Annotated in this window: 15 protein-coding genes and 1 other annotated feature; all 15 genes read right to left on the bottom strand. The window is 36.6% G+C overall.

Annotated features, from left to right (window positions below):
• Nucleotides 1-137 (bottom strand): GTP-binding protein (locus BUA73_RS13210; RefSeq protein WP_242942401.1); only part of this gene is annotated, 137 nt, incomplete at its 3' end.
• Between the two features lie 72 nt (nt 138-209).
• Nucleotides 210-2,276 (bottom strand): elongation factor G, encoded by a 2,067-nt coding sequence (fusA, locus tag BUA73_RS13205; RefSeq protein WP_072904580.1) that lies wholly within the window; start codon nt 2,274-2,276, stop codon nt 210-212.
• A 79-nt stretch (nt 2,277-2,355) separates the two neighbouring features.
• Nucleotides 2,356-2,826, bottom strand: a complete 471-nt coding sequence (rpsG, locus tag BUA73_RS13200) for a 30S ribosomal protein S7 (protein ID WP_072904579.1) — start codon at nt 2,824-2,826, stop codon at nt 2,356-2,358.
• Between the two features lie 227 nt (nt 2,827-3,053).
• On the bottom strand, nt 3,054-3,431 hold the full coding sequence (rpsL, locus tag BUA73_RS13195; protein ID WP_072904578.1) for a 30S ribosomal protein S12: 378 nt from the start codon (nt 3,429-3,431) through the stop codon (nt 3,054-3,056).
• A gap of 63 nt (nt 3,432-3,494) precedes the next feature.
• A complete protein-coding gene (locus tag BUA73_RS13190) occupies nt 3,495-3,740 on the bottom strand; it encodes a ribosomal L7Ae/L30e/S12e/Gadd45 family protein (RefSeq protein WP_072904577.1) in 246 nt (81 codons plus the stop codon).
• 138 nt (nt 3,741-3,878) lie between these two features.
• Nucleotides 3,879-7,538 (bottom strand): DNA-directed RNA polymerase subunit beta', encoded by a 3,660-nt coding sequence (gene rpoC / locus BUA73_RS13185; protein WP_084672273.1) that lies wholly within the window; start codon nt 7,536-7,538, stop codon nt 3,879-3,881.
• A 20-nt stretch (nt 7,539-7,558) separates the two neighbouring features.
• Nucleotides 7,559-11,323 carry a DNA-directed RNA polymerase subunit beta gene (gene rpoB, locus BUA73_RS13180; RefSeq protein ID WP_072904576.1) on the bottom strand — a complete coding sequence of 1,255 codons (3,765 nt, stop codon included), beginning with the start codon at nt 11,321-11,323 and terminating at the stop codon, nt 7,559-7,561.
• A gap of 275 nt (nt 11,324-11,598) precedes the next feature.
• Nucleotides 11,599-11,967, bottom strand: coding sequence for a 50S ribosomal protein L7/L12 (gene rplL, locus BUA73_RS13175; protein ID WP_072904575.1), 369 nt, complete (start codon nt 11,965-11,967; stop codon nt 11,599-11,601).
• Nucleotides 11,968-11,999: 32 nt separating this feature from the next.
• Nucleotides 12,000-12,506 carry a 50S ribosomal protein L10 gene (gene rplJ / locus BUA73_RS13170; RefSeq protein WP_072904574.1) on the bottom strand — a complete coding sequence of 169 codons (507 nt, stop codon included), beginning with the start codon at nt 12,504-12,506 and terminating at the stop codon, nt 12,000-12,002.
• 23 nt (nt 12,507-12,529) lie between these two features.
• Nucleotides 12,530-12,658, bottom strand: a sequence feature (ribosomal protein L10 leader region).
• Between the two features lie 46 nt (nt 12,659-12,704).
• Nucleotides 12,705-13,403: a 50S ribosomal protein L1 gene (rplA, locus tag BUA73_RS13165; RefSeq protein WP_072904573.1), complete on the bottom strand. Its 699-nt coding sequence runs from the start codon at nt 13,401-13,403 to the stop codon at nt 12,705-12,707.
• A 70-nt stretch (nt 13,404-13,473) separates the two neighbouring features.
• Nucleotides 13,474-13,896 carry a 50S ribosomal protein L11 gene (rplK, locus tag BUA73_RS13160; protein ID WP_072904572.1) on the bottom strand — a complete coding sequence of 141 codons (423 nt, stop codon included), beginning with the start codon at nt 13,894-13,896 and terminating at the stop codon, nt 13,474-13,476.
• A gap of 78 nt (nt 13,897-13,974) precedes the next feature.
• On the bottom strand, nt 13,975-14,502 hold the full coding sequence (nusG, locus tag BUA73_RS13155; RefSeq protein ID WP_072904571.1) for a transcription termination/antitermination protein NusG: 528 nt from the start codon (nt 14,500-14,502) through the stop codon (nt 13,975-13,977).
• 58 nt (nt 14,503-14,560) lie between these two features.
• Nucleotides 14,561-14,830 (bottom strand): preprotein translocase subunit SecE, encoded by a 270-nt coding sequence (gene secE / locus BUA73_RS13150; RefSeq protein WP_072904570.1) that lies wholly within the window; start codon nt 14,828-14,830, stop codon nt 14,561-14,563.
• 40 nt (nt 14,831-14,870) lie between these two features.
• Entirely contained in the window at nt 14,871-15,020 is a 150-nt protein-coding gene (rpmG, locus tag BUA73_RS13145) for a 50S ribosomal protein L33 (protein ID WP_072904569.1), read from the bottom strand.
• Nucleotides 15,021-15,209: 189 nt separating this feature from the next.
• A partial coding sequence (locus BUA73_RS13140) for an EF-Tu C-terminal domain-related protein (protein WP_479723830.1) occupies nt 15,210-15,305 on the bottom strand: 96 nt, incomplete at its 5' end.

The raw sequence follows: 15,305 nt of genomic DNA, 5'->3' as shown, positions 1-15,305 counted from the left end.
TTTGATGCCTGTGCAAAGCCCTTCTGTGCAAGCACCATTGTGATTGCTGCTGTTAATGTTGTCTTGCCGTGGTCTACGTGTCCTATTGTTCCTATGTTTACATGCGGTTTTGTTCTTTCGAATTTAGCCTTTGACATTTTTATTTCCTCCTTTATAATAAGCAAATATTTATATTAATTAACTGTTCATAAGTTAATATGATACTAAAATTATTTCTGTCTGCTTCCTGCTATCTGTTCCATGATGTTCTTTGGAACCTGTTCATACGCTGCAAACTCCATGCTGTAGTTTCCTCTACCCTGAGTTCTTGATCTCAATGTAGTTGCGTAACCAAACATCTCTGATAACGGAACCATACCTCTTATAATCTGAGCACCTGCTCTAGCTTCCATTCCTTCAATTCTTCCTCTTCTAGAGTTGATGTCTCCCATTACGTCTCCCATGTACTCTTCTGGTACAACAACTTCTACTCTCATTATTGGTTCAAGAAGAACTGGGTTTGCCTTTGCCATAGCATTTTTGAATGCCATAGATCCAGCGATTTTGAAGGCCATTTCTGATGAGTCAACATCATGGTAAGAACCATCAAATAATCTTACTTTGAAGTTTATAACTGGGTATCCAGCTATAACACCACTCTGTGAAGCTTCTCTTATACCGTTGTCAATTGGCTGGATATATTCTTTTGGAATAGCTCCTCCAACTATAGCATTTTCAAAGCTGTATTCACCTTCTGTTGGCATAAGTTCTATCCAACAATCACCGTACTGTCCACGTCCACCTGACTGTCTTACAAACTTACCTTGAGCCTGAACAGCTGCATTAATAGTTTCTTTGTAAGCAACCTGAGGTTTACCAACATTACAGTTAACTTTAAATTCTCTCTTCATTCTATCTACAATGATATCAAGATGTAATTCACCCATACCACTGATTATAGTCTGACCAGTTTCCTGATCTGTATAAGTCTTAAATGTTGGGTCTTCTTCTGCAAGTTTTGAAAGTGCAATACCCATTTTATCCATATCTGCTTTTGTTGTTGGTTCTATAGCAACAGAGATAACTGGCTCTGGGAATTCCATGTTTTCAAGGATTACTGGTTTATCCTCGCAGCATAGAGTTTCTCCAGTTATTGTATTTTTCAATCCTATAACTGCACCTAAGTCTCCAGCTCTTAGCTCTTCAACTTCTTCTCTATGATTAGAGTGCATTTTAACAAGTCTTCCGATTCTTTCTTTCTTGCCCTTATTTGAGTTAAGAACGTAAGTTCCGCTCTGCATGATACCTGAGTAAATTCTAGTGTATGCAAGTCTTCCTACAAATGGATCTGTAGCAATCTTAAATGCTAAAGCAGCAAGTGGAGCGTCATCAGATGTTTCCCTCTCTACTTCATTACCGTCTAAATCTGTACACTTTACTGGTGGGATATCTATTGGTGATGGAAGATACTCAACCATAGCATCTATCATCATCTGAACACCCTTATTTTTATAGGAAGAACCACAAGTTACAGGAACTATTTCGTTGGCAATAGTTGCTTTTCTCAATGCCACTTTAAGTTCATCCATTGTTATTTCTTCACCATCTAAGTACTTCATCATAAGTTCTTCATCAGTCTCAGCAATTGCCTCAACCATTTTCTCTCTGTACTCATTTGACATTTCAACCATATCTGCTGGAATATCCTGAATTTCGAATTCTTTACCTAAGTTATCCTGGTAAATTTCAGCCTTCATTTCTAGTAAGTCAATAATACCCTGGAAGTTCTCCTCTTTTCCTATTGGAAGTTGGATTGGAACTGCATTGGCATGTAATCTATCTTTCATCATAGAAACAGCTCTAAAGAAGTCTGCTCCTAGGATATCCATTTTGTTTATGTATGCCATTCTTGGTACGCGATATGTATCCGCCTGTCTCCAAACTGTTTCTGACTGTGGCTCAACACCGCCTTTTGCACAGAATACACAAACAGCACCATCAAGTACTCTTAGTGATCTTTCAACCTCAACTGTAAAATCTACGTGTCCTGGTGTGTCTATTATGTTTATTTCATGACCTTTCCAATGACAAGTTGTTGCAGCAGATGTTATTGTAATACCTCTTTCCTGCTCCTGAGCCATCCAGTCCATTGTTGCCTGACCTTCATGAGTTTCACCCAATTTGTGAGTTTTACCTGTGTAGAACAGTATACGCTCAGTTGTTGTAGTTTTTCCAGCATCTATGTGTGCCATTATTCCTACATTACGGAATTTTTCTAATGGAAATTCTCTATTCACGTGTCTTCCTCCTCTCAAATTTTACTAATCAACATTTAGAAAACTGTTTTGGAGCCATCTCCAAAACAGTTTACATATATTAGTATCTGTAATGTGCAAATGCCTTGTTTGCTTCTGCCATCTTATGAGTATCTTCTCTCTTCTTAACTGCTGCTCCTGTGTTATTAGATGCATCCAATAACTCTGCAGCAAGCTTTTCAGACATACCTCTTTCATTTCTCTTTCTAGCAGCCACTAACAGCCATCTTATTCCAAGTGTCTGTCTTCTCTCTGGTCTAACTTCAAGAGGAACCTGGTATGTAGCTCCACCTATTCTTCTAGCTTTAACTTCAAGTACAGGCATGATGTTGTTCATTGCTTCTTCAAAAACTTCCATAGCTTCTTTTCCTGATTTTTCGGCCATGATTGAGAAAGCATCGTAGCAAATATGCTGCGCAGTTCCCTTCTTACCATCGTACATTATTGAATTTATAAGCTTAGTTACGACTTTACTGTTATACATTGGATCTGGTAACACTTCTCTTTTTGGAGTATTCCCTTTTCTTGACATTTTACTTCCCTCCTTAAACATTTACGATTTAGATCATAGGTACTCGATACTTAAAATATCGTATTATGTACTATAAAACTGACATTTTAAATATTTATACACATGAGCATTTATGTTCTTTAGATGTTAACCACAGCATAATTATATTATATACTTTGAATGAAATTTCATACAAAGTGTTTTGAAAATATAAGACTATTTGTATCAAGTACTGCCTAAGTGCAATATTATTTACTCTTAGGTCTCTTAGCACCGTACTTAGATCTTGACTGCATTCTGTTGTTTACTCCTGCAGAGTCTAAAGCACCTCTTACAATATGGTATCTAGTACCTGGAAGGTCTTTTACTCTTCCTCCTCTTATAAGAACAACACTGTGCTCCTGAAGATTGTGTCCTTCACCTGGAATATAAGATGTTACTTCATATCCATTTGTTAATCTAACTCTGGCAACTTTTCTTAAAGCTGAGTTAGGTTTCTTTGGTGTACTAGTTTTAACAACTGTGCACACGCCCCTCTTCTGTGGGCATTCTTTTAATGCTGGTGAAGCTGATTTAGTTGTAACGCTTTTTCTACCTTTTCTTACTAACTGGTTTATAGTTGGCATAAATACACCTCCTCGTGTTTTAAAAAATAATTTGTTTATTATGCTGGTTTTAGTTTTGCTATATTAATCATTTAATACAGCTGCTGCGGCTCCTACATCTATGTTACATAGTTGCCCTAAATCTTTCATAGTTGCAATATAGTGAATTTCACTGTTCTTCTCCTCAGCTATTTTTATAAGAGGATCTAAAAGTTTTTTGTCAGCATCTTCTGCTATGTAAACCTTAGCCCCTATAACATCAGTAGATTCCTTTAGAAACTTTATACATTGCTTGATTCCTACAATCTTATTAATATTTTTTTCAAACATAACTCATCACTCCATGACAATTATGCTATTAGTATGCCTGTATAGTTAATTACAGGCTATAAAACAGATTGCTGCAGAAAATCTATTTTTTCTACAACAATCTGTATTTTATCATTTTACACCCTAGATGTCAATAAATTATTCGTTATCTGAAATATCCATATCCATATTTTCATCAAACATTTGTTTTTCTGTCAAACTTTCGCTTATCATAGTTTCATCTACATCAGGACCGTTTTCTGCTGCATCAGCCTTTGATATTGCATTTTCTAATTCTTGCTCTTTAGCGGCTATAGCATCTTCTGTGCTTATTTTCAGTGTTCTATACCTAGTCATACCGGTACCAGCTGGAATAAGCTTTCCAAGGATTACGTTTTCTTTTAATCCAACCAAAGGATCTATCTTTCCTTTGATAGCAGCTTCAGTAAGTACTCTTGTTGTTTCTTGGAATGATGCTGCCGACAAGAAGGAATCTGTAGCAAGGGCCGCTTTGGTTATACCTAGCAATGTTACTTTTCCCTCTGCTGGCTGTCCTCCCTCTGAAATTGCTTTCTCGTTGGCCTCGTTGAATTCGAACACGTCTATAAGCGTTCCTGGAAGAAGATTTGTATCTCCTGATTCCTCAATCTTTATCTTTCTAGTCATCTGTCTTATTACAACTTCAAGATGCTTATCATTAATATCAACACCTTGTAATCTATACACTTTTTGAACTTCTGACAGAAGATAATTCTTAGTTGCCTCCACACCCTTAATTCTGATAATATCATGTGGATTTATTGAACCCTGAGTTATGGCATCTCCAGCTTCTACTCTATTGCCATTTAATATTCCTGTAGAAAGTCTTGAACCAAATGGTATATCGTATGAATGCTCTTCTCCATTGTCATCAGTTATAACAACTACTCTCTTCTTCTTTGTTTCTTCTATCCTAACAACTCCGTTGGCTTCACTTACAATAGCAAGACCTTTTGGCTTTCTAGCTTCGAAAAGTTCTTCAACTCTAGGAAGACCGTTTGTAATATCTGCTCCCGCAACTCCACCTGTATGGAATGTTCTCATGGTAAGCTGTGTACCAGGTTCTCCAATGGATTGAGCTGCTGTAATACCAACAGATTCACCTATATTAATCTTGTCTCCCGTAGCCATGTTCATACCATAACATTTAGCACAAACACCAACCTTTGAATGACAAGTAAACACTGATCTGATTTTTACTTCCTTTACTCCAGCTTCTTCAACTTTGCCAGCTAGCTCTACATTCATGTATTCGCCGCATTTAACAATGACTTCGCCAGTTTGAGGATTTTTAATATCCTCAGCAGAGTACCTTCCAGTAAGTCTTTCTGCAAGAGACTCGATCATCTCGTTGCCTTCCTTAATTTCGGTTATTGTGTAGCCTTGCGTAGTTCCACAATCTTCTTCTCTTATAATAACATCTTGGCTTACATCTACTAGTCTTCTTGTAAGGTATCCAGAGTCCGCTGTTTTTAGTGCAGTATCGGCATTTCCCTTTCTAGCTCCATGAGTTGACATAAAGTATTCCAGAACGTTAAGACCTTCCCTAAAGGATGCCTTAATCGGTCTTTCAATAATCTTTCCTGAAGGGTTAGACATAAGTCCTCTCATACCTGCAAGCTGTTTAATCTGGCTCTTAGATCCTCTGGCCCCAGAGTCCGCCATCATGAATATAGGGTTAAACTTGTCAAAGCTATCCATAAGAACGTTAGCAACATTTTCAGTTGTTTCGGTCCATTTGTCAATTACTTGCTTATACCTTTCTTCTTCAGATATGAAACCTCTTCTGTACATTTTTTCAATCTTATCCACAGTTTTTTCTGCTTCTTCAAGCAAAGATTTTTTCTCTTCTGGAACGGTCATATCTGAAACGGATATGGTAATAGCCCCTATACATGAATAATGATATCCTGTTGCTTTTATCTTATCTAGCATAATAGAAGTTTCAGTTGGTCCAAACTTTAGATAACATTTATCTATAATTTTACCCAATGTCTTCTTACTTACTAAGAAGTCTACCTCTAATTTAAATATATTTTCTTCTTTTGTTCTATCAACAAATCCAAGTGTCTGAGGTATTGACTCATTGAAGATTATCTTACCTGGAGTAGTTTCAATAATTCCAGATTTAATCTCTCCTTGAATCTCTTTTCTCATCCTCACCTTAATTTTAGCGTGTATATCTATGTGATTGTTTTGGTATGCCATAAGCGCTTCCTCTGGTGAAGAGAACATTCTTCCTTCACCTTTTGCGCCATCCCTATTCATAGTTAAATAATACGAACCAAGTATCATATCCTGAGTAGGAACACACACTGGCTTACCATCTGATGGTTTTAGTATATTGTGTGCAGCAAGCATTAAAAATCTAGCTTCCGCTTGAGCTTCTACAGACAATGGTACGTGAACTGCCATCTGGTCACCGTCGAAGTCAGCATTATAAGCTGTACAAGCTAATGGATGTAGTTTAATAGCTCTACCTTCAACTAGAATTGGCTGGAAGGCCTGTATTCCAAGTCTGTGCAGTGTTGGAGCACGGTTAAGCATAACTGGATGATCTTGAATAACTTCTTCAAGTACATCCCATACTTGTGGCATAACTCTCTCCACCATTCTCTTAGCACTCTTTATGTTGTGAGCTATACCTCTTTCAGTAAGTTTTTTCATAACAAAAGGTTTAAATAGCTCAAGTGCCATTTCCTTTGGAAGTCCACATTGGTACATCTTTAATTCCGGTCCAACGACGATAACTGAACGTCCTGAGTAGTCAACACGCTTTCCTAGCAAGTTCTGTCTAAATCTTCCTTGCTTTCCTTTCAACATATCTGAAAGAGATTTAAGAGGTCTGTTTCCAGGACCAGTAACTGGTCTTCCTCTTCTTCCATTGTCAATTAAAGCATCTACAGCTTCCTGTAGCATTCTCTTCTCATTTCGAACAATTATATCAGGAGCTCCAAGCATAAGTAACTTCTTCAATCTATTATTTCTGTTGATAACTCTCCTGTACAAATCATTTAAGTCCGAAGTGGCAAACCTTCCACCGTCAAGTTGAACCATAGGTCTTAGATCTGGTGGTATTACAGGTATAACGTCAATGATCATCCACTCTGGTTTATTGCTTGAAGCAATAAATGACTCTACTACTTCAAGCTTTCTTATAGTTCTTATTTTCTTCTGTCCTGTGCTGCTTTCAAGTTCTTCCCTCAGTTCCTTTGCCAATGACTCAAGATCAATCTTTTCAAGAAGAACTTTTATAGCTTCCGCACCAATTCCAACCTCAAATGCATCGCTACCATATTTGTCAATGCACTCTTTATATTCTTTTTCACTTAACAACTTTTTCTCTTCAAGTGGAGTGTCTTTAGGATCAAGCACAATATAATTTGCGAAATATAACACTTTTTCCAGGCTCCTAGGAGACATGCTAAGTATCAATCCCATTTTCGAAGGAATTCCTTTAAAGTACCATATATGTGACACAGGTGCTGCTAGTTCTATGTGTCCCATTCTTTCACGTCTTACTTTAGCTTTGGTAACCTCAACTCCGCAACGGTCACAAATTATGCCTTTGTATCGTACTCTTTTGTACTTACCACAGTGACACTCCCAGTCCTTCATAGGTCCAAATATCTTTTCACAGAAAAGACCATCTCTCTCTGGCTTCAATGTCCTGTAGTTTATTGTTTCAGGCTTTTTTACTTCACCTCTTGACCACTCTCTTATTTGCTCTGGAGAAGCCAAACCAATTTGTATAGCATCAAAATTTCTATATTCACCCAAGGGTACATCCTCCCTTCAAATTAATGTTCATCGTTTATATCCACAATGTCATCATCATTATCTGGATATTCGTCAACTATATTGTCGCTACTAAAGTTAATTTCTTCAAAAGAATCAAGGCTGTCATCGTATGAAGACTCTTCCTCTAATTCTTCTTCACTCTCTTCCTCATCGCCTTCAGTTTTATACGCATCAACCTTGGCTACTGGTGAAACGCCACCTTCATTACCTTCGATATTTATTCCCAATTCCTCTGCTGGAACTAGATCATCATCTTCTTCAAAGTGTTTTGTTCCAATTTCCTCATAATGCTCATCTAATACTCTTACATTTAAGCAAAGTGCTTGCAGCTCTTTTATAAGAACCTTAAATGATTCTGGAACTCCCGGTTCAGGTATATTTTCACCTTTGACAATTGCCTCATATGTTTTTACTCTTCCTACAACATCATCTGATTTTACTGTAAGTATTTCCTGAAGGGTGTAAGCTGCTCCATAAGCCTCAAGAGCCCAAACTTCCATTTCACCAAATCTCTGACCACCGAACTGAGCTTTACCACCAAGAGGTTGCTGAGTTACCAGTGAGTACGGACCTGTAGACCTTGCATGGATCTTATCATCTACAAGATGGTGAAGTTTAAGTATATACATTATACCGACAGTTACTCTATTATCAAATGCTTCTCCAGTTCTTCCATCGTACAGCATGGTTTTTCCGTCATTATCGTATCCAGCATTAACTAACTGTTCAAGAATCTCATCCTCTGTAGCACCATCAAATACTGGTGTAGCAATATGCCAACCTAATTTGTTTGCTGCCCATCCAAGGTGAACTTCTAGTACCTGACCAATATTCATACGAGATGGAACTCCTAGTGGGTTAAGGCATATCTGAAGTGATCTTCCATCTGGAAGGAATGGCATATCCTCCACTGGCAACACTCTAGAGATAACACCCTTATTACCGTGTCTACCAGCCATCTTATCTCCCACAGAGATTTTTCTCTTTTCAGCAATATAACATCTTACAAGTTTATTTACTCCTGGAGATAACTCATCCCCATTTTCTCTTGTAAATACCTTTACATCCACAATAATACCTGTAGCACCGTGTGGAACCCTAAGAGATGTATCTCTTACTTCTCTAGCTTTTTCTCCAAAGATCGCTCTTAATAGTCTCTCTTCAGCAGTAAGCTCTGTTTCACCCTTTGGCGTAACTTTACCAACAAGAATATCTCCAGCCCTAACTTCAGCACCGATTCTAATAATACCTCTTTCATCTAGGTCCTTTATAGCGTCGTCGCCCACATTTGGTATATCCCTTGTAATATCCTCTGGTCCAAGTTTTGTATCTCTTGCTTCAGCTTCGTATTCTTCTATATGAATTGATGTAAATACATCGTCTCTTACAAGTTCCTCTGAAACTAACATAGCATCCTCATAGTTGTATCCTTCCCAAGTTATAAAACCTATGATGATGTTTCTTCCTAATGCTATCTCTCCTAAATCTGTGGATGGTCCATCGGCAAGCACGGACCCCCTATCAACCTTTTCGCCCTTTTTTACTATTGGCTTTTGGTTTATGCAAGTTCCTTGGTTTGATCTCTTGAATTTTAACAATCTGTATGTATCTAAACCATGGTCTGCATCTCTTCTTACTTTTATTTCGTTGGCGCTAACAAATTCAACCACACCGGCATTTTTAGCCTTTGGCAAAACTCCGGAGTCAACAGCAGCTTTATTTTCTATGCCCGTTCCTACAATTGGAGCACTTGGCTTTAAAAGTGGTACTGCCTGACGCTGCATATTTGATCCCATTAAAGCACGTGTTGCGTCGTCGTTTTCAAGGAATGGTATCATTCCTGTAGCAACTGATACAATCTGTCTTGGTGATACATCCATTAAATCAACTTGCTCACGTGGAACAACAAGAACATCCTCTCTATCACGTACAGTTACCCTGTTATCAAGGAAATACCCATTTTCATCTAATGGCTCTATGGCACCTGCCACAAGAAGACCGTCTTCTTCATCAGCTGTAAAGTACTTTATTTCATCTGTTACTCTTCCGTCTTTAACAATCCTATATGCAGTTTCAATGAAACCATACTCATTTACCTTTGCATAGGTAGCTAAGGAGTTGATAAGTCCTATATTCGGTCCTTCTGGTGTCTCTATTGGACACATTCTTCCATAGTGAGAGTGGTGAACGTCTCTTACCTCAAAGCCCGCTCTTTCCCTAGACAAACCGCCTGGTCCTAGAGCTGATAATCTTCTCTTGTGTGTTAACTCTGACAATGGATTAGTCTGATCCATGAATTGTGAAAGCTGTGAACTTCCAAAGAACTCTTTTATGGAAGCTGTAACAGGTCTTATATTTATTAAATTAGTAGCGTTGATTCCGTCCTGATCCTGTACATTCATTCTTTCTTTTACAACTCTTTCCATTCTAGAAAGACCAATTCTGTACTGGTTTTGCAATAACTCACCTACAGACCTAAGTCTTCTGTTGCCAAGGTGATCTATGTCATCATCTTCTCCAATTTCATAAGGCAATCCTATTTCATAACTGATTGTTGCAAGGATATCATCCTTTATAATGTGTTTTGGAGATAGTTTACTTATATTCTGTTTTAATTGTGCTCGTATTTCATCTTCGTTAGAACAATTATCCAATATATTTTTTAATGTTGGATAGTGAACCATTTCCTTTATTCTTAAATTTGAGATGTCAAAATCAACAAATTTCTTTATATCTACAAAGTTATTGCCTATTACTCTTATATTTTTATCTTCTATGCGTATATCTACCTTATTTATACCTAAGTTCTGTATTTCAGCGGCAATTTCTCGAGTTATCTTGTTGCCTTCTTCAACTATAATCTCACCTGTTAGAGGATTAATGATGTTTTCTCCGGCAATTTTTCCTGCTATACGCGCACTTATAGCTAATTTTTTATTGAACTTGTATCTTCCTACACGCGATAAATCATATCTCTTCTGATCAAAAAATAGCATTTCAATAAGAGATCTGGCACTATCAACTGTAGGTGGCTCACCTGGTCTAAGTCTTTTATAGATCTCAAGTAAAGCTTCTTCTTCAGTTTTTGTACTATCTTTTTCAATAGTAGCTTTAAGACGTTCTTCTTCTCCAAAGAAAGTCTCTATCTCAGTGTCACTTCCATACCCCATAGCTCTAGCTAATATTGTTATAGGAAGCTTTCGAGTTTTATCTATTCTTACGTATATAACACTATTGGAATCAGTTTCAAATTCAAGCCAAGCTCCTCTATTTGGTATAACTGTAGACGAGTAAAGCTTCTTTCCTGTTTTATCTACAACGTGATTATAATAAACACCTGGAGATCTTACAAGCTGACTTACGATAACTCTTTCTGCTCCGTTAATGATAAATGTACCTTGTTCTGTCATTAAAGGTAAGTCACCCATGAACACTTCCTGTTCTTTAATTTCACCAGTTTCGTTGTTTGTTAATCTTACTTTCACCTTTAGCGGCGCTGCGTAGTTTGTGTCTCTTTCCTTACATTCTTCGACTTCATACTTAACGTTCTGTTTTTCCAATTCGTAGCCAACAAACTCAAGGGACAGTTTACCAGTAAAATCTTCGATAGGGTTGATGTCATCAAAGACCTCATTGAGACCTTCATCGAGAAACCACTGATAAGAATTCAGCTGTACTTCAATTAGGTTAGGCATTTCTGTAACATCTTTAACCTTAGAAAAACTCATTCTAGTTCTTTTACCAACTTGGATAGGATGTACCATACACTTTTCACTCCTTGCTTAAAGTAAAATAGGCAAAAATATTATTTTCATATAAAATTACGTATGCATCTAGTTTAATTATATCCAATCTGACGCATATCATACAATTATACGTGGGAATTTCTCCCATTGTTATGTATATATTTTATGTTTTTATTTACCCGCTCTTTAATAAATCAATGCAATTATTTATTTTATCATTCTTATTGCAATATGTCAAATACTTTAAATTAAAAAAGAGCACTTTTTTTTAAAAGTGCTCTTAGAAATTTGAACTACTTTAATTCAACTGAAGCTCCAACTTCTTCTAACTGAGCTTTCATCTTTTCAGCTTCGTCCTTTGCGATACCTTCTTTTAATGTCTTAGGTGCGCCATCAACGATGTCTTTAGCTTCTTTTAATCCTAAACCAGTTAATTCTCTAACAACTTTTATAACTTTTATTTTCTGAGCTCCAGCACTAGCTAAAACTACTTCAAATTCAGTTTTCTCAGCAGCAGCTTCTCCACCTGCAACTGCACCGCCTGCAACTGCAACTGGTGCAGCAGCACTTACTCCAAATTCTTCTTCACAAGCTTTTACTAGCTCGTTTAATTCCATAACGCTCATTTCTTTTATAGCCTGAATTATTTCTTCTCTTGTCATTTTAAATACACCTCCAAAATTTCTCGAACCGCTTATTCTGCAGCTCCATTTTCATTTTTTTCTTTAATTGCATTTAATAAGTATGCTAGGTTTGACATTGGAGCCTTGAAGCTTCCAAGTAGTTTTGCAAGTAATACTTCTCTTGATGGAATTGTAGCAAGAGCTTTAACCTTCTCAAGATCATATATTTGGCCCTGAACTAAACCAGCTTTTAATTCTAGTTTTTTATGTCCTTTTGCAAAATCATTTAATATTCTTGCTGGTGCAGTTGGATCGTCATAGCTTATAGCCATAGCCATAGGTCCTGTTAAAAATTCATTAAGACCTTCAACACCAATCTCTTTTAAAGCTAACATCGATAATGTATTCTTATATACTTTGTATTCAATACCAGCTTCTCTTAATTGCTTTCTAAGTTCAGTATCTTCTTCAACAGTTAACCCCTGGTAATCAGCTAATATGATTGCCTGAGATTTTTCTAATTTTTCCTTAATCTCCTGAACTTTAACTTCTTTGTTCTGTCTGTTTTTGCTTAACACTGAGTGCCACCTCCTCACAGTAATTCTATAAATTAAAAGTCCCTCCGCAGAATACGAAGAGACTATATACTCACATATATAAATCTTCCTCGGTAGGCGATTGACTTACGCTTTTCAGCACCTACTGTCTGCGGAAACACTATTTATTCACTTGACAACTCTGATATTTTATCACATAAACTCCAGTATGTCAAGTTATTATTCAAGAACTCTTATTGGGTTAATTTTCACACCAGGTCCCATAGTTCCAGAAACCGAAACTGATCTAATGTATTGACCTTTAGCAGCTGCAGGCTTTGCCTTAACAACAGCTTCCATAAGAGCCTTTAAGTTATCATGTAATTTTTCAATTTCAAATGATTTCTTACCAATTGGAACGTGAACTATAGAAGTTTTATCTACTCTATATTCTACCTTACCAGCTTTGATTTCCTTTATAGCTTTTTCGATATCAAATGTAACTGTTCCTGATTTAGGGTTTGGCATTAATCCCTTTGGTCCAAGAACTCTACCTATTCTACCAACTAGTCCCATCATGTCTGGAGTTGCTACAACGACATCAAATTCAAACCAGTTTTCCTTCTGAATTTTGTCGATTAGCTCTTCTGCTCCAACAAAATCTGCTCCTGCTTCAGTTGCTTCCTTAGCTTTTTCACCTCTTGCGAAAACTAAAGTTCTTACAACTTTACCAGTACCGTGTGGAAGAACAACGGCTCCTCTTACTTGTTGGTCTGCATGTCTTGGGTCAACACCAAGTTTAACTGCAAGTTCTATAGTTTCATCAAACTTTGCTTTTGAAGTCTTTACAGCTAAATCTAATGCCTCTGCTGGTGTATACAATGTGTTCTTATCAACCAACTTAGCGCTTTCTATGTAATTTTTTCCTCTTTTTGGCATAGTTAATATCCTCCTTTGTGGTTTTAACGGTTATAACCTCCCACTGATTCTAATGAAAATTACTAAAAAATTATTCTACTTCTACGCCCATGCTTCTTGCTGTTCCAGCAATCATCTTCATTGCTGTTTCTACTGAAGCTGCGTTTAAGTCAGGCATTTTCATTTCAGCAATTTCTCTTACTTGAGCTTGTGTAAGTTTTGCTACTTTCTTCTTGTTTGGTTCAGCTGAACCACTTTCTAATCCTGCTGCTTTCTTTATTAAAACTGCAGCTGGTGGAGTCTTTAATATAAAACTAAAAGATCTGTCCTGATATACTGTTATTACAACTGGTATTATCATTCCTGGCTGATTTGCAGTCTTAGCGTTGAATTCCTTTGTGAAAGCCATAATATTTACACCATGCTGTCCTAATGCTGGACCAACTGGTGGTGCTGGTGTAGCCTTCCCAGCAGGAAGTTGAAGTTTTATCATTCCTGTAACTTTTTTTGCCATGAGTTGACACCTCCTGAATTGTGGTAATGCGGATTTTCATCCTCCCACTTATTAAGACTTGCATCTTAAATAAGTACCTTACTCTATATTTTTTATTTGATTAAATTTAAGTTCAACAGGAGTTTCCCTGTTAAACATATTTATAAACCCTTTAATTGTTTGTTTATCCATGTTGATTTCTCTAACTTGAGCAATGTGGCCCATAAATGCACCATCAACAATTTGAACACTGTCTCCAATTTCAAAATCAACCTCTACAATTTTTTCACTTATTCCCATAGATGAAATTTCTTCCTCAGTCAGTGGAACTGGTTTATTGGGTTCAGGACCTACAAATCCAGTAACCCCTCTAGTATTTCTCACAATATACCAAGAATCCTCGTTCATAAGCATCTTTACCATTACGTAACCTGGGAAGATTTTCTTGTATGTCACTTTCTTCTTTCCGTCTTTAACCTCAATCTGCTCTTCCATAGGAACTTGAACGTCTTGAATATACTTCTGTAGTTCTCTATTTTCCACAACTTTTTCTATGTTAGCTTTTACTTTATTTTCATAACCCGAGTATGTATGAATAACATACCATTTTACATTATTTTCATCCATAGCTACAGAGATTTTTATTTTTCAAAAAAAATCCCTACCTCCTTCGAATATTTAAATATTAAACAATAAGTTTAAACAAGTTAACAAACATAGCATCCAGGAGTCCTACAGCAACTATGTACATGACACACATCACAACCACAGCAATCATAGACTTTTTAATTTGTTTTTTTCCTGGCCATGTTATTCTTTTGAATTCAGCCTTAAGTTCTTTGAAGTATGTAACTATTGATTTGAAACATTTAATTATCATACCAATAAATCTTTGGAAAACATTTTTCTCTTCTTTTGATGATTTTTTAACCTGTTTCTCTTTTTTATCAGACATTTATTTCACATCCTCGAAAATATTCAAAGAAAAGCACTGTCTATTTTGTCTCTTTATGTAAAGTGTGTTTTTGACAGAACTTGCAGTATTTGTTCATCTCTAATCTGTCAGGATCATTTTTCTTGTTCTTCATTGAATTATAATTTCTCTGTTTGCATTCTGTACATGCTAATGTAACTCTAACTCTCATTTGCGGCACCTCCTACCTAAAAGCAAATTATTATTGCGTGTTACGTTACCTAAATAATTTAACATAACTTAACACCCATGTCAATAAAGTATCTTCCTTTGCCCATATATATAAATAAAATTATTCAATTATTTACTCTAACCTCTCAACTCAATGAGAGGTTAGATTGAGCAAATAACTTTAAGTATATTAAGCTATTATCTTAGTAACAACTCCTGAACCTACTGTTCTTCCGCCTTCTCTTATAGCGAATCTTAATCCTTCTTCCATTGCTACTTTGTTGAT

Source organism: Hathewaya proteolytica DSM 3090, assembly GCF_900142225.1.
GTDB lineage: Bacteria > Bacillota > Clostridia > Clostridiales > Clostridiaceae > Hathewaya > Hathewaya proteolytica.
The sequence above is the reverse complement of the archived record's forward strand: the minus strand, read 5'-3'. Positions and strand labels throughout refer to the sequence as shown.